The organism is Streptomyces sodiiphilus, from assembly GCF_039529215.1.
Lineage (GTDB): Bacteria > Actinomycetota > Actinomycetes > Streptomycetales > Streptomycetaceae > Streptomyces > Streptomyces sodiiphilus.
On record NZ_BAAAMJ010000003.1, the window covers coordinates 57,147 to 75,863 of the forward strand.

Annotated in this window: 17 protein-coding genes and 1 tRNA gene; 11 read left to right on the forward strand and 7 right to left on the reverse strand. The window is 73.2% G+C overall.

Going from position 1 to position 18,717, the window contains the following annotated elements:
• The first annotated feature begins 92 nt into the window (after positions 1 to 92).
• The 4 genes from ABD299_RS01615 to ABD299_RS01630 all read left to right on the forward strand — a co-directional run bounded on the left by ABD299_RS01615 (position 93) and on the right by ABD299_RS01630 (position 5,028).
• Complete coding sequence (locus ABD299_RS01615; protein WP_344258187.1) at positions 93 to 506, forward strand: PPOX class F420-dependent oxidoreductase; 414 nt, start codon at positions 93 to 95, stop codon at positions 504 to 506.
• A 78-nt stretch (positions 507 to 584) separates the two neighbouring features.
• Positions 585 to 1,985, forward strand: coding sequence for a cysteine--tRNA ligase (cysS, locus tag ABD299_RS01620; protein ID WP_344258189.1), 1,401 nt, complete (start codon positions 585 to 587; stop codon positions 1,983 to 1,985).
• Positions 1,986 to 2,139: 154 nt separating this feature from the next.
• Positions 2,140 to 3,087 carry a 23S rRNA (guanosine(2251)-2'-O)-methyltransferase RlmB gene (gene rlmB, locus ABD299_RS01625; protein ID WP_344258191.1) on the forward strand — a complete coding sequence of 316 codons (948 nt, stop codon included), beginning with the start codon at positions 2,140 to 2,142 and terminating at the stop codon, positions 3,085 to 3,087.
• A 201-nt stretch (positions 3,088 to 3,288) separates the two neighbouring features.
• The gene (locus ABD299_RS01630; RefSeq protein WP_344258192.1) at positions 3,289 to 5,028 is read left to right on the forward strand and encodes a DoxX family membrane protein; all 1,740 of its coding nucleotides are present in this window, start codon (positions 3,289 to 3,291) and stop codon (positions 5,026 to 5,028) included.
• 63 nt (positions 5,029 to 5,091) lie between these two features.
• Here the strand turns inward: ABD299_RS01630 and ABD299_RS01635 are convergent, their stop codons facing one another.
• From ABD299_RS01635 to ABD299_RS01645, 3 genes are all read right to left on the reverse strand, one after another.
• Positions 5,092 to 5,847, reverse strand: coding sequence for a nucleotidyltransferase family protein (locus ABD299_RS01635; protein WP_344258193.1), 756 nt, complete (start codon positions 5,845 to 5,847; stop codon positions 5,092 to 5,094).
• A 21-nt stretch (positions 5,848 to 5,868) separates the two neighbouring features.
• A complete protein-coding gene (locus tag ABD299_RS01640; protein WP_344258194.1) occupies positions 5,869 to 6,300 on the reverse strand; it encodes a hypothetical protein in 432 nt (143 codons plus the stop codon).
• 231 nt (positions 6,301 to 6,531) lie between these two features.
• Positions 6,532 to 7,662 carry an ABC transporter ATP-binding protein gene (locus ABD299_RS01645; RefSeq protein WP_344258195.1) on the reverse strand — a complete coding sequence of 377 codons (1,131 nt, stop codon included), beginning with the start codon at positions 7,660 to 7,662 and terminating at the stop codon, positions 6,532 to 6,534.
• A gap of 173 nt (positions 7,663 to 7,835) precedes the next feature.
• On the opposite strand from ABD299_RS01645, the gene ABD299_RS01650 reads away from it, so the two are divergent.
• Together ABD299_RS01650 and ABD299_RS01655 are read left to right on the forward strand one after the other, a co-directional pair.
• Positions 7,836 to 7,912 (forward strand) — tRNA-Thr (locus ABD299_RS01650).
• A 103-nt stretch (positions 7,913 to 8,015) separates the two neighbouring features.
• Positions 8,016 to 8,681, forward strand: a complete 666-nt coding sequence (locus ABD299_RS01655) for a pentapeptide repeat-containing protein (protein WP_344258196.1) — start codon at positions 8,016 to 8,018, stop codon at positions 8,679 to 8,681.
• 94 nt (positions 8,682 to 8,775) lie between these two features.
• Here the strand turns inward: ABD299_RS01655 and ABD299_RS01660 are convergent, their stop codons facing one another.
• Positions 8,776 to 9,351, reverse strand: coding sequence for a TerD family protein (locus ABD299_RS01660; RefSeq protein ID WP_344258197.1), 576 nt, complete (start codon positions 9,349 to 9,351; stop codon positions 8,776 to 8,778).
• 147 nt (positions 9,352 to 9,498) lie between these two features.
• Here ABD299_RS01660 and arfB point away from each other — a divergent pair, with 147 nt between their 5' ends.
• The gene (gene arfB / locus ABD299_RS01665; protein WP_344258199.1) at positions 9,499 to 9,927 is read left to right on the forward strand and encodes an alternative ribosome rescue aminoacyl-tRNA hydrolase ArfB; all 429 of its coding nucleotides are present in this window, start codon (positions 9,499 to 9,501) and stop codon (positions 9,925 to 9,927) included.
• Between the two features lie 27 nt (positions 9,928 to 9,954).
• On the opposite strand, the gene ABD299_RS01670 is transcribed toward arfB, so the two are convergent.
• Positions 9,955 to 10,518 carry a flavin reductase family protein gene (locus ABD299_RS01670; RefSeq protein WP_344258200.1) on the reverse strand — a complete coding sequence of 188 codons (564 nt, stop codon included), beginning with the start codon at positions 10,516 to 10,518 and terminating at the stop codon, positions 9,955 to 9,957.
• Between the two features lie 210 nt (positions 10,519 to 10,728).
• Here ABD299_RS01670 and cdgB point away from each other — a divergent pair, with 210 nt between their 5' ends.
• On the forward strand, positions 10,729 to 12,333 hold the full coding sequence (gene cdgB / locus ABD299_RS01675; RefSeq protein ID WP_344258201.1) for a diguanylate cyclase CdgB: 1,605 nt from the start codon (positions 10,729 to 10,731) through the stop codon (positions 12,331 to 12,333).
• A gap of 114 nt (positions 12,334 to 12,447) precedes the next feature.
• Positions 12,448 to 13,386, forward strand: coding sequence for a carbohydrate-binding protein (locus tag ABD299_RS01680; protein WP_344258202.1), 939 nt, complete (start codon positions 12,448 to 12,450; stop codon positions 13,384 to 13,386).
• Positions 13,387 to 13,467: 81 nt separating this feature from the next.
• Here the strand turns inward: ABD299_RS01680 and nagA are convergent, their stop codons facing one another.
• On the reverse strand, positions 13,468 to 14,682 hold the full coding sequence (nagA, locus tag ABD299_RS01685; RefSeq protein ID WP_344258203.1) for an N-acetylglucosamine-6-phosphate deacetylase: 1,215 nt from the start codon (positions 14,680 to 14,682) through the stop codon (positions 13,468 to 13,470).
• Entirely contained in the window at positions 14,672 to 15,637 is a 966-nt protein-coding gene (locus tag ABD299_RS01690; RefSeq protein WP_425581233.1) for an ROK family protein, read from the reverse strand. Before ABD299_RS01690 ends, nagA begins: the two co-directional genes overlap by 11 nt.
• Positions 15,638 to 15,919: 282 nt before the next feature.
• Between ABD299_RS01690 and ABD299_RS01695 the strand changes: the two genes are divergently transcribed.
• Both ABD299_RS01695 and ABD299_RS01700 read left to right on the forward strand, forming a co-directional pair.
• Entirely contained in the window at positions 15,920 to 17,209 is a 1,290-nt protein-coding gene (locus ABD299_RS01695; RefSeq protein WP_344258204.1) for an extracellular solute-binding protein, read from the forward strand.
• Between the two features lie 209 nt (positions 17,210 to 17,418).
• Entirely contained in the window at positions 17,419 to 18,675 is a 1,257-nt protein-coding gene (locus ABD299_RS01700) for an ABC transporter substrate-binding protein (protein ID WP_344258205.1), read from the forward strand.
• The last annotated feature ends 42 nt before the right edge of the window (positions 18,676 to 18,717 follow it).

Consider the following 18,717-nt stretch of genomic DNA (forward strand, 5'->3'; position numbering starts at 1 on the left):
GGCGCGGACACGGCGGATGCCGGGGTGCCGTTGGGTACGGTGCGCGGTAGTGCCCCCGCCCCCCCCACCGACGCCGAGGGAAGGTGCCCCGCATGACCGCCACCCTGTCCGACCGCCTCAAGCAGCTCCTGGACGACAAGACCTTCGTCTCCATCGCGACCGTTCAGCCCGACGGCAGCCCGCAGGTCTCGCCGGTGTGGGTCAAGCGGGACGGCGAACAGCTGCTGGTCTCCACCACCGTCGACCGGCGCAAGTACCTGAACCTGAAGCGGGACCCCCGCACCACCGTCGTGGTGATCGACTTCCAGGCGCCCTACAACTACGCGGAGATCCGCGGCACCGTGGAGATGACCACCGAGGGCGGCCCGGAGCTCATCGACGAACTGTCGCGGAAGTACACCGGCAGGAGCTACGCCGAGTTCAACGCGAGGGCGGGCCAGGACGCCCAGCGCGTGGTGGTCCGCATCACCCCGCACAAGGTCCTCGGGATGGGCGACCTGGCCTGACCTTCCGTCCGCCGCCCGCCGGGCCCCCGCGCCGCACGGGCGCGGGGCGCCGCCCGCGTTTCGGACTACCCTGGGACCGTGACTCTTCGCCTGTACGACACCAGCGCCCGGCAGATCCGTGACTTCGTCCCGCTCACGCCGGGCTGCGTTTCGATCTACCTGTGCGGCGCGACCGTCCAGGCGCCCCCGCACATCGGTCACATCCGCTCGGGGCTGAACTTCGACATCCTGCGCCGCTGGTTCACCTACCGCGGCTACGAGGTGACGTTCGTCCGCAACGTCACGGACATCGACGACAAGATCATCGCCAAGGGCGCCGAGCAGGACCGGCCCTGGTGGCAGATCGGCTACGAGAACGAGCGCGCCTTCACCGCGGCCTACGAGGCGCTCGGCTGCCTCCCGCCGAGCTGCGAACCGCGCGCCACCGGCCATGTGCCGGAGATGATCGAGATGATGCGCGGGCTCATCGAGCGCGGCCACGCCTACCCGGCCGACGGCAACGTCTACTTCGACGTGCGCTCGCACCCCGGCTACCTCAAGCTCTCCAACCAAAACCTGGACCAGCTCCTGCAGCCCGCCGGCGAGGGCGAGACGGGCAAGCGGGACCCCCGCGACTTCGCGCTGTGGAAGGCCGTCAAGCCGGGCGAGCCGAGCTGGGACACGCCCTGGGGCCGCGGCCGGCCCGGCTGGCACCTGGAGTGCTCGGCCATGGCGCACAAGTACCTGGGGTCCGCCTTCGACATCCACGGCGGCGGCGTGGACCTCGTCTTCCCGCACCACGAGAACGAGATCGCCCAGTCCGAGGCGTTCGGCGACGCCTTCGCCGCCTACTGGATGCACAACGCCTGGGTCACCATGAGCGGCGAGAAGATGAGCAAGTCGCTCGGCAACTCGGTGCTCGTCCACGAGATGGTCCGGCGGTGGCGGCCGATCGTCCTGCGCTACTACCTGGGCGTCCCGCACTACCGCTCGACCATCGAGTACAGCGAGGAGGCGCTGGCCGAGGCCGATGCCGCCTTCGGGCGCATCGAGGGCTTCCTGCAGCGCGCCACCGAGCAGACCGGACCGGTCGCCCCGGCCGCGGCGGTGCCCGGTGACTTCGCCGCCGCGATGGACGACGACCTGGGCGTCCCGCAGGCCATGGCGGCGGTGCACACCACCGTACGGCAGGGCAACGCCGCCCTCGCCGAGGGCGACAAGGAGTCCGCCGCCGCCCTGGTGGGACAGGTCCGGGCGATGCTCGGAGTGCTCGGTCTGGATCCGCTGGACGACGCGTGGTCGGGAGGGGCCGCCGACCGCGGCGCCGAACTGCACGCCGTGGTCGACTCCCTCGTCTCCCTGGTGCTCCGGCAGCGGCAGGCCGCCCGGGAGCGGAAGGACTACGCGACGGCCGACGCCATCCGCGACGAACTCAAGGACGCCGGACTGGCCATCGAGGACACCCCGCAGGGCCCCCGCTGGGAGCTCGGCACCCACTGAACGGACCGCCCCCGGCGACGCCCGGGGGCACCGTCACGCACACGTCGACACCGCCGGACCACAGGTCCGGCACCGCCCGCGCCGCCCGCCCGGCGACGGCCCGCAGGCCCTCGCCGGGCGGCGGCGCGCGCGGTGGAAAAGGAGTTCGGATCCCATGGCAGGCAACAGCCAGCGCCGCAACCGGCGCACGTCCAACAAGAAGGGCGCCCAGGTCGGCAGCGGCGGCAAGCGGCGCCGCGGCCTTGAGGGCAAGGGCCCCACGCCACCCGCCGAGATGCGCAAGGGCCACGTCAAGCAGCGCGCCGCCCAGGCCAAGATCCGCAAGCAGAGCGGCAAGCAGGCCCAGCGCCGCAGCAAGTCCGTCTCCGAGCTGGTGGTCGGCCGCAACCCGGTGGTCGAGGCGCTGCGCGAGGGCGTCCCGGCCAACGCCCTGTACGTGCAGCAGTTCATCGACACCGACGAGCGGGTGCGGGAGGCCGTGCGGCTGGCCGGGGAGCGGGGCGATGTCCGGCTGGTGGAAGGGCCGCGCCCGGAGCTGGACCGGATGACCGGGCACCTGAACCACCAGGGCCTGGTGCTGCAGATCCCGCCCTACGACTACGCGCACCCGGAGGACCTGACCGCGGCCGCCTTCGACCGCGCCGAGGACCCGCTGATCGTCGCCCTGGACGGGGTCACCGACCCGCGCAACCTGGGCGCCGTGGTCCGTTCGGTGGCGGCCTTCGCCGGACACGGGGTCGTCGTGCCCGAGCGGCGCGCGGCCGGCATGACGGCCGGGGCGTGGAAGACCTCGGCGGGCGCCGCGGCCCGCGTCCCGGTGGCCCGGGCCACCAACCTCACGCGAGCGCTGGAGGCGTATCAGAAGGCGGGGCTGCAGGTGGTCGGTCTGGCCGCGGACGGCGAAGCGGACCTGACGGAGCTGGCCGCCCTGGACGGGCCGGTGGTGATCGTGGTGGGCAGCGAGGGCAAGGGCCTGTCACGCCTGGTCGGCGAAACCTGCGACGTGCGGGCGCGCATCCCGATGCCCGGCGGCTCCGAGTCGCTGAACGCCGGGGTGGCCGCCGGAGTGGCGCTCTACGAGGCGGCTCGCCGCCGGGGATAGCGTGGCTCGCCGCCGGGGACAGCACGGCTCGCCGCCGGGGACAGCACGGCCCGCCGCCGGGGACAGCACGGCCCGCCGCCGGGGCCCGGGTCCGGCGGCGCCCGGCGGAACCCGTGCCCGGCGGGCTGGTGTTGACGGGTCGCGGACACATTGGTGCCGGGCAGGCAGTGTCTTAAGCCCGGGTCGCTCGGTTAGTGGGGCGTGGACACCAGAACACGCCGCAGGCCCAAGGGGGAGACGGCCCCGGGCGGTTTCACCGAGGACGATCCGGTGCTCAGCACGGTCAAGGTGCCGTCCGACCCGGCCCAGGTCGCCGTGAACCACGCGAGCTTCCGCGTCGAACTGGGCAGCCCCCCGCCGGTCAGCGGGGCGGTCATGACGGAAACCGTTCTGCTGCCGCGGGTCCCCGCCCCCGCCGCTCCGCGGGCCCCCGTCGCCGCGACCGCGCCGGCGGGCGGGCGCCGCCGCGCGGTGGTGATGTGGAGCGGCCGCAGCACCCCGGGAGACCCGGGCGCGACCGTCTCGCTGCTGCACGCCGTCCGCCGGGCCACGGCGGACCGGGAGCCGGACGGCGCGGCCACCCGCGTGCTGCCGCGTGTCCGGGCCACCCCGGCCGTGCCGTCCCCGGCGGGGCCGGGCGGGCAGCTCCCCGGCCCCCGGGGCGCGGAGCCGGACCCGCACAGCGGGGTGGAGCGGGCCACCGGCTTTGTGCCGGCGGTCCGCCGCGAGAGGACGCGTCCCCTCGACATCCCCTTCGCGGAAGGGGCGGGCGGCCCCGACGACTACGACGCGCACCAGGAATACGCCGGGCACGAGGACCACGACGCGCGGGACCGGGCCCTGGGCGGCGCGGACGAGGACGCCGCGGGCGGTCCGCCCGCCCGCCCCGGCGACGGCCGGCACGCCTTCTACCCCGGGCGCCGGATGAACCTGGGCGTCGTGCTGCTGCCGCTGCGGATTCTGCTCGGCTTCCTGGCGGTCTACGCCGGGATGGGCAAGCTGACCGACCCCGTGTACTTCGACGGCGGCGAGCGCGGCTCGATGGTCACCTGGCTGTCCTCGCTGGAGCCCTGGGGGCCCGCCGCGGTGCTCCACGGGTGGGCACTCGCCCACCCGGTGGGGGCCGGGCTGACCGTCGCCTTCACCCAGATCATCGTGGGGGTCCTGACCCTGTTCGGGCTGTGGCAGAGGTGCGCGGCAGCCGCCGGGGCGCTGCTGTCGGCGGCCCTGGTGATGACGGTGAGCTGGCGCACCGGGCCCGCCTACGACACCCCCGACCTCATTCTGCTGGCGGCCTGGAGCCCGCTGATCATCGCGGGCGCGCCGGTGTACTCGATGGACGCCCGGCTGGCCGGCGAGGCGTGGCGGACGCTGGGGCCGCGCGCGCCGCTGTCCGCGCTCCGGCGCCGGGTGCTGCGCCGCGGGTTGAAGCTGGGAGCGCTGCTGATCGGCAGCGCGCTGCTGATCGGCTCCATGCTGGGCGGCGCGGTGCGGTCCACCCAGGCCCCCGTCATGCCGGAGCCGGGGGAGCCGCCGCGCAACCACCTGCCCGGCTCGCCGCTGCCCCGTTCAACGGACGGCCCGGAGGGCTACGGGCCGGGCACGGGCCGGGAACAGGGCGAGGCGGCGACCGAGGAGACCACCTCGCCCGGCAGCGACACCGGGAGCGAGGGCGGGGAGCCGCAGGAGGGCGGAGAGCTCACCCAGGGGCCCCGGGAACCGTCCGGACAGTCGGAGCAGACCGTACAGGTGCCGCAGCAGCCGTCCTCGCCGCAGCAGTCCGTCCCAGTCCAGCCGGTGCCGAGCACCGGCGACGGCGGGGACGGCGGCGGCACTTCCGGCGGGGACGAGCCCTTCGCCGACGACGGCGGCGGTTCCGCGCCGGCCGACGAGGGAACCTCCGGCGGCAGCCGCAGCCTCATCGGCGGCCTGCTGGGCTGAGGAACGTCCGGCCGCCCGGGCCCCGGGCTTCCCGGCCCTGGCCCCGGCGGCCGCGCTGCGCGCTCAGCCTTCGCGCGGCTCCCCGCCGTCGCGGTGGCGTGAGGTGGTGGCGGCGAGTTCCTTGGCGGCTTCCGTGAGGTCCTTCGCGGTGTCGATCGCCCGCCAGTAGGCGCCCTGCGGCAGCGGGTAGCCGGCCAGCCGGCGTTCCCGGGCCAGCCGGGGGAAGGTGGTGCGCTCGTGGTCGCCACGGTCCGGCAGCAGCCCGGTGAACTCCGGTGAGAAGACGTAGACGCCGGCGTTGATGAGATACGGGGAGACGGGCGCCTCGATGAAGTCCAGCACCTGGCCGAACTCGTTGGTCTCCACCGCGCCCCAGGGAATCCGGGGCCGGGCCAGGGCCAGCGTGGCGACGGCGTCGCGCTCGGCGTGGAAGGCCGCCATGTCGCGCAGCGGGAAACGGGTCCAGATGTCCCCGTTGGTGGCGAACCAGGGCTCGTCGGGGCGCGGCAGCGCGGCGGCGGCGTACTTCAGGCCGCCGCCCCGGCCCAGCGGTTCGGACTCCACCACGGTGGTGACCCGCAGCGGCAGCTCGGTGCGGTCCAGCCAGTCCTGGAGCACGTCGGCGAGGTGCCCGCAGGAGACCACGACATCGGTGACGCCCTCGTCCGCCAGCCAGGCAAGCTGATGGCCGATGATGGGGACTCCGGTGCCCGGTATCTCCACCATCGGCTTGGGACGGTCGTCGGTGTAGGGGCGCAGCCGTGAGCCCTGGCCGCCGGCCAGGACCACCGCCTGCGTGGGCTGCGGGGCATCGGTCATGCCCCGCAGCGTATACGCGGCTCAGCGGGCGTCGGCGACTCCCGCCGCGAACGAGGTGTCGCACACCGGCCGGGCGTGCTGCTGGGCGCGGTGGGCGCTGCCGTACTTGGTGACCGCCGCGCGGCCGAGCTCGCGGGCCAGCTCCTCGCAGTGCGGTGCCAGGGAGGGCATGCGGTGCACGGCCTCCTGAAGGGCCGTCAGGGCGGCGCCCGGATCCTCCTCGTAGAGCAGGTCGGTCAGGCGCGCCAGCAGCAGGTCCTGAGGGGCGGGTGGCTCGGCCTCCTGCGCTGCCGTCTCCTCGCTGTGCTCCGCCGCGGCGGCCAGGACCGGGTGGGCGCCGGCCTCGGAGGAGGCCCAGGGAACCTGGGTGACGGCGAGTGTCCCGGACAGCACCAGGACGACCGGGAGGACGAGGGCGAGTGATCTGCCGATACGGCGCGCTGCCTGGTTCACTGGACGATTTTCCTCGCGTGACGACTGCTCGACGGCTTCGATGAGCCGGCCGGCCGGTGGAGCCGGGCCGCAACGCATCGTAGCGAGGTGTGGCCGTCCGGCGACATTCAGTCACTCCGACGAGTGACATGTGTCGCGTTTTCCCGGGTGGCGTGTTGACGCCGGGACGCCCGGAGGGGTCCGCGTCCCGTCGTGGCGGGAACGCGGCCCCCTCCGGAGGGCCGGGGTGCGTCAGTTCGTGAGGCGCTCGCCGGTGGAGGTGGCGAACACGTGGGTCTCACCCGGGCGCGGGATCACGTGGAGGGTGGCGCCCTTCTCCGGGATCTGCCGGCCGCCGACGCGGATGACGAGGTCCTTGCTCTCGCCGTCCACCTGGGCGGTGCCGTAGACGTAGCCGTCGGCGCCGAGTTCCTCGACGACGTTGACGGTGACCGCGAGGCCGGCCGGGGCGTCCTTGTCCTTGCTCATGGCCACGGCCGAGGGGTCGCCGTTGACGAGGTCGAAGTGCTCCGGGCGGCAGCCGACCACCACGTGGGTGTCGCCCTTGTTGATCGCCTCGGTGAGGGCCTCGCGCTCGACCGGGATGACGCTGTTGCCGAAGGACACGCCGCCGTCGGTGATCGGGACCTCTATGAGGTTCATCGCGGGGGAGCCGATGAAGCCCGCCACGAAGAGGTTGGCCGGCCTGTCGTACATGTTGCGGGGGCTGTCGACCTGCTGCAGCAGGCCGTCCTTGAGCACCGCCACCCGGTCGCCCATGGTCATGGCCTCGACCTGGTCGTGCGTGACGTAGACGGTGGTGACGCCGAGCCGCCGCTGCAGGCCGGCGATCTGGGTACGGGTCTGCACGCGGAGCTTGGCGTCGAGGTTCGACAGCGGCTCGTCCATGAGGAAGACCTGCGGCTCGCGCACGATCGCGCGGCCCATCGCGACACGCTGCCGCTGACCGCCGGAGAGCGCCTTCGGCTTGCGCTCCAGGTACTCGGTGAGGTCCAGGATCTTGGCGGCCTCCTCGACCTTCGCCCGGATCTCGGCCTTGTTGACGCCGGCGATCTTGAGCGCGAAGCCCATGTTCTGCGCGACGGTCATGTGCGGGTAGAGCGCGTAGTTCTGGAACACCATGGCGATGTCCCGGTCCTTGGGCGGCAGGTGGGTGACGTCGCGGTCACCGATGTGGATCGAGCCTCCGTTGACGTCCTCCAGGCCCGCGAGCATCCGCAGGGAGGTGGACTTGCCGCAGCCGGAGGGGCCGACAAGGACGAGGAACTCGCCGTCCTCGATGGCGATGTCGAGCTGGTCGACGGCGGGCTTCTCGCTGCCCGGGTAGATCCGGGTCGCCTTGTCGAACGTGACCGTGGCCATGATGCAGTCTCCTTCACCGGCAGGAACGTGCCGGACGATCCGAGTAAAGGTGGATGCCCTCACAGACGTGAGTGCTCTGTGAACCTAACCCGAAAGCTTCACGCTTGTCAGTAGCCCCGGCCGGGCGATCGCCCCGTCACGCCCGCGGGGCCTTGGGTACACTTCACCGCGACGCCGCCTTAGCTCAGCTGGTCAGAGCAGCTGTCTTGTAAACAGCAGGTCGTCGGTTCGAATCCGACAGGCGGCTCCACCGGCCGGGCCGGCCGCTGCGGCGGCCGGCCCGGCCGTCCACGGGCGAGGGCGCGGCCCCGGGAGCGGCTGCCGCTGTCAGTGGCGGGGGGCACCCTGGGGGCATGGCGAAGGCGAAATCCGTACGGCGGCCCCGGCTGCCGGAGATCACGCTGCCCGGGACCCGGCCGTGGAGCGGTCCGGAGCTGGAGGCGGAGGGGGACTACGACGGGCTCCTGCTTCAGGACGCGGACCTCACGGGCCAGGAGGGGCGGGGGGCGCACTTCCTGGACTGCCTGCTGCGCCGCTGTGTGCTGGACGAGGCGAGGCTGAAGCGGGTGCGGCTGGCGGACACCGTGCTGGAGGACATCCGCGGGGTGGGCACCGATCTGTCCGAGGGGCGATTGCGGGACGTGGAGATCACCGACGCCCGGCTGGGCGGCGTGCAGCTGAGCGGCGCCGAGCTGAACCGGGTCCTGATCCGTGGCGGCAAGATCGACTGGCTCAATCTCCGCCAGTCCCGGCTGACCGATGTGACCTTCTTTGGGTGCGTTCTGATCGAGCCGGACTTCGGCGGTGCCCGGCTGGAGCGGGTCTCCTTCGACGACTGCGAGCTGAAGGGCGTCGAACTGAGCAACGCCACGCTGCGGGATGTCGATCTGCGCGGCGTGGCCGGGCTGGAGGTGGCGCGCGGCGTGGACCGGCTGTCGGGGGCGGTGATCACCCCGTCCCAGCTGCTCGATCTCGCCCCGCTGTTCGCCGCGCACCTGGGCGTCCGCGTGGAGCCCTGACCGGGGGAGTCCTGGCCCGTGGAGCCCGCGCCGGCCGGGACGGCATGGCGAAGACCCCCCGGGGTGATCCGGGGGGCCTGCCGGCGGGGTGTCCCTAGACGTTGACGCCGAAGTCCTGGGCGATGCCCGCCAGGCCGGAGGCGTAGCCCTGGCCGACCGCGCGGAACTTCCACTCCGCGCCGTTGCGGTACAGCTCGCCGAAGACCATCGCGGTCTCGGTGGAGGCGTCCTCGGTGAGGTCGTAACGGGCGATCTCGGCCTCGCCGTTCTGGTTGACGACGCGGATGTAGGCGTTGCGGACCTGGCCGAAGTTCTGGCCGCGGGCCTCCGCGTCGTGGATCGAGACGGGGAAGACGATCTTGTCGACCTCGGCGGGCAGGCCGGCCAGGTCGACCTTGATCTGCTCGTCGTCGCCCTCGCCCTCGCCGGTGCGGTTGTCACCGGTGTGCACGATGGTCCCGTCGGGGGTGCTCAGGTTGTTGTAGAAGATGAAGTGCTGGTCCGACACGATCTTGCCCGCCGCACTCACGCCCAGTGCCGAGGCGTCCAGGTCGAAGTCCGCGCCGGTGGTGGTACGGACGTCCCAGCCGAGACCGACCGTGACGGCGGTCAGGCCCGGTGCCTCCTTGCTCAGCGAGACGTTGCCGCCCTTGGTCAGGCTCACACCCATGTACATATCCCCTTATTGTGTGGCTTCTTCAAGATTGATTGCCGGTGAAGAAGGTACCGTTTCCCCTCCCAACGCGGTGAGGGGGCGGGCGGGTTCCGGACGGAAAGCCGGGTGCGTCGCGGGGCCCGGAGCGGGCACCATGGGGGCATGTCCGGTCCCTACGTCATCCGAGGCTCGGTCTCCCTGCCGGAGGCCGAGCTGCGCTGGCGTTTCTCCCGGTCCTCAGGGGCGGGCGGGCAGCACGTGAACACCACCGACAGTCAGGTGGAGCTGCGTTTCGATCTGGAGGCCACCGAGTCGCTGCCCGCGGTGTGGCGGGAGCGGGCGCTGGAGCGGCTGGCCGGCCGGCTGACCGACGGGGTGCTGGTGGTCCGGGCGCAGGAGCACCGCTCGCAGTGGCGCAACCGGGAGACCGCGGCGCGGCGGATGGCCGCGCTGCTGGCGGAGGCCACGGCCCCGCCGCCGAAGGCCCGCAAGGCCCGGAAGGTGCCGAGGGGGGTCAACGAGCGCCGGCTGCGGACGAAGAAGCGCCGTGCGGACATCAAGCGCGGCCGGTCGGGCTCCGGCTGGGACTGACCGGCTGGTTCCCCGGAGGGCGGGAGGTCAGCCGAGGGGCCGGTAGCCGCCCCGGTAGTAGGTCAGGGGGCCGGCCTCGGTGCCGGGGAGCCCGGTGGCAAGCACCCGGGCGACGGTCAGCGTGTGGTCGCCCGCCTCGACGCGCTGTTCGGTGCGGCACTCCACGGTCGCCAGGGCGTTCTTCAGCAGCGGGGCCCCGGAGACCTCGCCGAGCACGTGCGGCACCTCCTGGAACAGCAGCCGGTCGCTGAGCCGGCCCTTCATGGCGAAGCGGCCCGCTATGTGCCGCTGGTCCTGGGCGAGCAGGGAGGCGGCCCACAGCGGCTGCCGGGCCAGGAGTTCCCCCATCCGGGACTCCGTGCGGACGCTGACCAGCACCAGCGGGGGGTGCAGGGACACCGACAGGAAGGCGGTCGCGGTCATGCCCGCCGGGGCGCCGTGCGGGCCGTCCTCCTCGTCGTGCGCGGTCACCAGCACCACGCCGGCGGCCAGCCGGGCCATGGCGGCGCGGAACTCGTCCTCGTGCACGCCGTCGCCCGCGTCGTCCGTGCGGAAGGCCGGCTGCTGGGTCTGCTCATCTGTTCCGTACACACCGAAAAGCTAACCGCTCGCCGGACGTCCCGCATCGGCCGTCGGTACCGGACGGGCCGCTTCCCCGGTCCTGCGCCCCGCGACCAGCCGTTCCCGGCGTGTGACATAGAACACGCGACACGATTAACTGCTGACCCTGTGTACCTAATGTGGAGCGCGCTGTGATTCAGTGGCCTGTGAATCTGCACGTGCATATGGCCGGGGGAGTTGATGGAAACGGAGACCGAACCCTGCGTCCCGCTCGCCTCGCTGCGGGATCTGCACCGCGTGGTCGCTCAGCTCGCCCAGGCCCGCAGTGTGGCGGACACCCTGCAGACGATCGCCGACGGAGCCGTCGCCGCCCTCGGGTTCGAGCTCGCCGCCGTCAACGCCGTCTGTGCGGACGGGGACCTGCTCGTCGCCGCGGTGGCCGGCAGCGACGACGCCGAGGCGATGCTCGCCGGACGGAAGGGCTCCCGGGACTCGTGGGAGCGCCGGCTGTCCATGGGCGTGCGCTGGGGCGAGCTGTGCTTCATCCCCTACACCGAGGGCTGGGTCCTCGACCACGACGACGTTCCCCAGTGGCACGCCACCGGTCCGGCGCCCCGCTACCCGGACGAGTGGCACCCCATGGACCGGCTCTTCGCCCCCATGCGGGCCTCCGACGGCGAACTGCTGGCGGTGCTCGCCGTGGACCGTCCGCGCGACGGTCGCCGCCCCGGCCCCTGGGGCTGCGAGGCGCTCCAGCTCTACGCCTCGCAGGCCGCCATCGCCATCAGCAACGCGCGGCTGCGCGGCAACATGCAGCGGGCCCTGGTACGGCTGGAGCGCGAGCAGCACGCCCTGCGGGCCAGCGAGGAGAGCTTCCGGCAGGCCTTCGAGTACGCGCCCAGCGGCATGGCCATCGCCGAGGTCGGCGGGGAGCACCACGGCAGGCTGCTGCGCGTCAACGACGCGCTGTGCCGGCTGCTCGGCCGTACCCCGCCGATCCTGCGCCGCTACGGCTTCGCCGACCTGGTCCACCCGGAGGACACCGGCGTGCTGCTGCGCACCTCCGCCGAGGGCGGGCGGGCGGAGCTGCGGCTCTCCCACCGGGAGGGCGGCTACATCTGGGTGAGCCTGCGGAACTCGGTGGTCGCCAACACCTCCGCGGGCCCGCAGTACCTGCTCACCCACGTCGAGGACATCGAGGAGCGCAAGCGGCACGAGCTGGCGCTGGCGCACCGGGCCAGCCACGACTCGCTGACCGGCCTTCCCAACAGCGCGGAGCTGCGCACCCGGCTCGGCAGCCGGATATGCGACCGTCCCGACGACACCACCGGCCGCTGCGGCCCGGTCGCGGTGCCCACCGACGCCTTCGAAGGACTCGGCACCCCGCCACCGCGCCCCTACGACCACCACGACCACATACGGCCCCCGGACGCCGCCGGCGGGGACGGCAAGGGGCTGGCCGTCCTGTTCTGCGATCTCGACGGCTTCAAGTCGATCAACGACCGCTACGGTCACTCCTGCGGGGACGCGGTGCTCCGGGAGGTGGCCCGGCGGCTGGAGAGCGGTGTCCGGGACAACGACACGGTGGCCCGGCTGGGCGGGGACGAGTTCGTGGTGCTCGCCGAAGGTCTCGGCGAGGCGGACGCCTCCGACCTCGCGGTCCGGCTGCGCAACGCGATCATCCCGCCGATCCGGGTCGAGGGGCGGGCCGTGCGGGTGGGCGCGAGCTTCGGCATCGGCTGGGCATCCTGCGGGCTGTCGACCGAGGAGATCCTGGAATCGGCGGATCAGCGCATGTACATCGAGAAGCGGTCGCGCTCCCACGGCCGCCGCAGGGCCGGCTGATGCCCGCGAGCGCACCGCACCGGCACCGCGCGGGCACCGGACCGGTACACGAAAGGGGTAGGCTCGCGCCCGTACGCACTGGGCGGGGAGCACGGCAGTAGAGGAGCGCATGGCATGAGCGCGGGGAACCACGGGATGGGCGGTCATCCGCCCGAGAACGACGACCCGTTCGGCTACCTCTACCGTCCGGACGGCCAGCAGGCAGGAGGGGCCCCGCAGGCGCCTCCGCAGCCGACGTACAACCAGGTCCGCCCGGTCGGGGAGCGTACCTACGGCGGCCAGCAGGGCCACGGGACCAACGGCTACGGCTACCCCGGCCCGCAGGGCAGCCCCCACTACGCGGCCCCGGAGACCCAGCCCGGCGGCGCCGGTTACGGCGGCCGGTCCGGCCGGGGGGCGCACGGCGACGACCCCGGCCCCCGCCGCAACGGCCTGCTGATAGGCGCCATCGCGGTGGTGGCCGCGGTGGTGATCGGTGTCGGCGCGGCCATTCTCTTCAGCGGCGACGACGAGGACGGCGACCGGGCCGGCGGCGACGCCACCCCCACCGCCGGCAGCGACGCCAAGGGCGGCGACGAGGGCGAGGACGACACCGACGAGTCGGACGAGGAGGAGCCCGAGGAGGAGCCCGAGGAGCTTCCCTCCGTCGAGGTGACCGCCCTGGAGCTCTCCAACGGCGCCCGTCTCGACTCCTCGATCGACGGTGCGCGCTCGGCCGACGGCAGCTATGTCACCGACATGAACCTGCCGGGCGCGACGCTCAGCTGGACCTTCGACTTCCAGGGCGAGCCCGGCGACTACCGGCTGTACGTCGGCTACTCGCTGCCCAAGGGAAACCAGGCTCTCAGCTTCGCGGTGAACACCCAGATCCGCGACGACAAGCTGACCATGGATGATTACGCGGAAGCCGACGACTGGGCGAAGAACTGGGTGCGCACCTACCGCATCATCAACCTCGACCAGGGCCAGAACACCATCCACATCGGGTGTGACCAGGGCGACAAGTGCGATGTGATCATCGACCAGATCTGGATCGCGGAGAACGCGGACTGAACGCGCACTGAGGGCGGCGCTCTCCGTCGCGCCGCCCGGCGGCCCGCCCCGTCCCGGTCCGGCCCGGTCCGCCGGCCCCGCTCAGCCGGTCCGGTCAGCCGCTCCGGAGGGGGCGGCCGGGGCCACCAGCCACTCGCCCCCGCGCATCACCCCGGCCACCCGGAAGCCGTCGTCCAGCACCACCAGGTCGGCGTCCTTGCCCGGCGTGAGAGAACCCACCCGGTCGTCCAGGCCCAGCAGCCGCGCGGGCGTGGCCGACAGTGACTCCACCGCCTCGGGCACCGGGATCCGGTCCACCGTCACCGCCCGGCGGAACGCCTCGTCGAGGGTGAGCGTGGACCCGGCGATCGAGCCGCCCTCGGCCAGCCGGGCCACCCCGTCCTTCACCTCCACCCGCAGTGGCCCCAGCGGATAGCTGCCGTCCCCCATCCCGGCCGCCCCCATCGCGTCCGTGATGAACGCCACCCGTTGCGCCCCGGCGCGCCGGAAGGCGAGCTCCAGAACGGCCGGGTGCAGGTGCACGCCGTCGTTGATCAGCTCCACGGTGACCCGCTCGTCCCCCAGCAGCGCCGCCACCGGCCCCGGGGCGCGGTGGGCCAGCGGCGGCATGGCGTTGAACAGGTGGGTGGCGACCGTCGCGCCGGCGTCCACGGCCTCGCGGGTGGCCCGGTAGTCGGCGTCGGTGTGGCCCACCGCCGCGATGACCCCCTGGTCGGCCAGCAGCCGCACCGAGTCGAGGCCGCCGGGCAGCTCGGGGGCCAGCGTCACCATCCGCGCGGTGCCGCGGGCGGCCTCCAGCAGTTTGCGGACGTCGGCCGGATCCGGGTCGCGCAGCAGGGCGGGGTCGTGCGCCCCGCAGCGGCTCCGGGCGATGAACGGTCCCTCGAAGTGGACCCCGGCCAGATCACCCTGCTCGGCCAGTTCGGACAGGACCGACGCCTGACGGGCCAGTTCGTCGAGGTCACCGGTGACCGTGGAGGCGACCATGGTGGTGGTGCCGTGCAGGCGGTGGGTGCGCACCACGGTGAGCGCCTCCTCGGCGCTGCCGGCCGAGAACGACGCGCCGCCGCCGCCGTGCACATGCGTGTCGACGAAGCCCGGGACGATCCAGTGCCCGGACAGATCGAGCACCCGCTCCCCGCGCCCACCGCTCACACCGTCCCCGCCGCTGTCCGGCGCGGGGCCGCAGGCGGTGATCCGGCCGTGCTCGACGGTCACCCGGCCGCCGTCGGCGACACCGGTGGGCAGCACGACGCGTGCCCCGGTGAGGTGGATGCGCCGGGTGTCAGCCTTCATGGGTCACAACCTCCGTGGTCCGGGGCGAGGTGGGCGGGGCGGTGGCCGGGCGGCCGCCGGTCTGCGGTCCGGGGCCGGGACGGCGGCTGTCCCAGGCGAGGATCCCCGCGCCCAGGCAGCCGGCGAGGTCCCCGAGTGCGGCCGGCACGACAGTGGGCAGCCGCTGGAAGGTCACGCGGTCGGCGAGCGCCTTCCGCAGGGGCGTGAGCAGGGTGTCGCCGGCCTCGGCGAGGCCACCCCCGACGATCACGGTCGCCGGGTCGAGCAGAGTGACGGTGACGATCAGGCCGTCGGCGAGGGCGTCCACGGCCCGCTGCCACACGGCCACCGCGCGCGGGTCGCCGGCCGCCACGGCACGGGCCGCGTCCGCCGCGTCCGCGGCGGGGTCCCCGCAGGCGGCCGACCAGGCGCGGCCGACCGCCGCGGCGGAGGCCAGGGTCTCCAGACAGCCGCGCTGCCCGCAGCCGCACTGCTCGCCCCCGGGGCGGACGACCAGGTGCCCGATCTCTCCCGCGCCCCCGTGCGCCCCTCCTTCCACGCGGCCCTCGATGCCGATGGCTCCGGAGACGCCGGTGCCCAGGGCGACGAAGAGGAAGCGGTCCACGCCCGCTCCGGCTCCCTGTCGTGCCTCGGCGAGGCCGCCGCTGCGCACGTCGTGCCCGAGCCCGACCGGCAGCCCGTCCAGCCGGTCCGCCAGCAGCCGGCGCAGCGGGACGTCACGCCAGCCGAGGTTGGCGGAGAAGCGGACAGTGCCCCCGGCCTCGTCGACGAGCCCGGGCACCGCCACTCCGGCGGCGGCCGGCTCGCCCCCGAAGCGCTCCCGGCCCGCCGCCCGCAGCCCGTCGGCGAAGCCGAGCACCGCGCTCAGGGCCGCCCGTGGGCCCCGCTCGCGCGGGGTGGCCCGGCGCGCCTCGTGCAGCACGGTGCCGCCCTCGCCGAGCAGCGCGGCCTTCATTCCGGTGCCGCCCACGTCGAGGGCGATGACATAGGGCGTCGCGGCGTCCCGCGGACGCCGGGACGCGGGGGGATCTTCCGGGGGATTCACGTGCCACAGTCTCACCCGCGAGCGGCTAAAGGTCTAGTCCACTACCGGGTCGCCGTTGTGAAAGCGATACCCGGATCGCGGGGTCGCCGCGACACCGGACAGGCAGACTCCGGAGATCGCCGCGCGCACCGGGCCCGCGAGACCGGCGGGCCCCGATCCGGTGACCACGCGCGGGAGAACGGGAGGAAGAACGTGAGACGTCGGCGGTTCCTGGGCATGTCGGCCGGGCTGGCCGGTGCGGTGGGGCTTTCGGCCACGGCGTGCGGCGCGGACGGCGGCACGGCCGGGGGAGAGGTCACCTTGACTCTGGTGGCGACCGAGTACGGGACACCGGACACGGGCGGGGGCGCCGAGCGGTACTGGCTCGCCCTGATCCAGCGGTTCCGGCAGCAGCACCCAAACATCCAGGTGGACGTCACCGTGCTCGGGCGGGAGGAGGTGGCCACCGAGGTGTCCCGCATGGTGCGGGAGGGCAGGGCACCCGACATCGCCCAGCTCGGCTCGTACGCCGACTTCGCCGCGGCCGGTGAGCTGTACCCGGTCCGCGAGCTGCTCTCCATACCCGTGCAGGCCGACTTCGTCGCGGCGTTCGCGGCGGCCGGCGAGGTGCGGCGCACCCAGTACGGCATCCCGTTCACGGCCAGCACCTGGCGCCTGTTCTACAACAAGGGGCTGTTCCGGGATGCCGGTCTGGACCCGGAGGCGCCGCCGGAGACCTGGGAGGAGCTGGCGGAGGCGGCGGCGGCGCTGAAGGCGGCCGGGGTACCCGTTCCCTACGCGCTGCCGCTGGGGCCGGAGGAGGCCCACGGCGAGGCGCTGATGTGGATGCTGAGCGGGGGCGGCGGCCTGACCGACAGCTCCGGCAGCTATGTCATCGACTCGGCCCCGAACATCGCCGCGTTCACCTGGCTGCGCGACGTGCTGGTCGGCGGCGGGCTCACCGGTCCGCGGGAACCGGCGGTCACCGGTCGCCGGGAGGCCTTCACGGCGTTCGCCGCCGGCGAGGTCGGGATGCTGAACGGCCAGCCCGCACTTCTGCGGCTGGCCGACCGGGGAAAGATCGACTGCGGCACCGCGACGCTGCCCGGCAAGGACGGCCCGTCCCAGCACACCATGGGCGTCGCCGACTGGATCATGGGCTTCGACAACGGCAGGCGCCGGGCGGCCGGGCGCTTCCTCGACTTCGTGTTCCAGCGTCACAACGTCAAGCTCTTCGCCGACCGGTACGAGACGCTGCCGGTGACCCTGCCTGCCCGGGAATCCATGCTGGAGGCCATCCGCCACCAGCGGCTGACACCCTTTCTCCAGCAGCTCGAAAGAGCGTCGTTCTACCCGGTGGGCAAGGTGTCGTGGGCGGAGGTCTCCCTGGCCCTGAGGCAGGAGATCGGCGCGGCCGTGCTGCCGGACGGCGACCCCGAAGCCGCTCTGAGGTCACTTCAGGAGCGCGCCGAACGCGCCGAGAAGGCAGCCAGGGAGGGTTGAGCGGCCCGGGCGCGTGCCTGCCCCGCAGACCAACGGCGCACTGGAAACCGTGTGTTGCGAAAGCGAGACCGGATCCGGTCGCCGTGGGCGGGCGGGGCAGGCAGACTCGTGAGTCCGCGGAGCCCCGTGCCGGAAACCGGCGGGGCCCAGACCGCGGCTTCACGGACAACAAGGGGTAGTGCGCAGTGCGACGTCGGCAGTTCTTGGGAATGACGGCAGGGCTCGCGGGCGCTGTCGGTCTTTCGGCCACGGCGTGCGGAGGAGGTGACCAGGTCGCCGACGATGTCGTTCTCAAGCTGGTGGCCGCGGAGTACGGGGATGCCTCGGACAGCGGGAGCACCGAGCGCTACTGGAACGAACTGGCCCAGGAATTCCGCCAGGAGCACAGCGGCATCCGTGTCGATGTCAGCGTGTTCCCCTGGGAGGACATCGACGCCGAGGTCGCGGGGCTGGTGAGAGCCGGTCAGTCGCCCGACATCGCCCAGCTCGGCTCGTACGCCGACTTCGCCGCGGCCGGTCAGCTGTACCCGGTCTCCGAGCTGCTCTCCATACCGGTGCAGGCCGACTTCGTCCCGGCCCTCGCGGTCGCGGGCGAGGTGCGGCGCGTCCAGTACGGCATGCCGTTCGCGGCCAGCACCCGGCTGCTGTTCTACAACAAGGCGCTCTTCGAGGACGCCGGTCTGGACCCCAAGGCGCCGCCGGAGACCTGGGAGGAGCTGGCGGAGGCGGCGGCCGCGTTGAAGGCGGCCGGGGTGCCCGTTCCCTACGCGCTGCCGCTGGGGCCGGAGGAGGCCCACGGCGAGGCGCTGATGTGGATGCTGAGCGGGGGCGGCGGCCTGACCGACGGCTCCGGCAGCTATGTCATCGACTCCCCCGAGAACGTCGCCACCTTCACCTGGCTGCGGGAGAACCTGGTGGCGAAAGGACTCACCGGGAGTCAGGCACCGGCGGTCACCGACCGCCGGGACGCCTTCGCGGCGTTCGCCGCGGGCGAGGTGGGAATGCTCAACGGGCACCCCAGCCTCATGCGGCAGGCCGACCGGGGACAGATCGAGTACGGGACCGGAAGACTCCCGGGCAGGAACGGACCGACCGCCAACACCATGGGTGTCGCCGACTGGATCATGGGATTCAAGCAGCACGGCAACCGGGAGCAGATCGGCCTCTTCCTGAACTTCGTCTTCCGGAAGGAGAACGTGCAGGGCTTCGCCGACCGCTACGAGATGCTGCCGGTGACCACGCCGGCCACCCAGGCCATGATGGAGAGCGAGGAGCACGAGCGCGTCGTGCCCTTCCTCCAGCAGCTGAATGCCGCCGCGTTCTACCCGGTGGGGAAGGTGTCCTGGGCGAAGACCTCCACCGTGCTCAGACAGGAGATCGGATCCGCCATGCTGCCGGACAGCGACATCAGGGGCCTGCTGAGGTCCATCCAGGTCCAGGCCGAGAAGGCCGACGATGCGGCCTAGGAGCGCGCTGTGACCGGAGGGCGTCCCGGGCCCGAAGGGCCC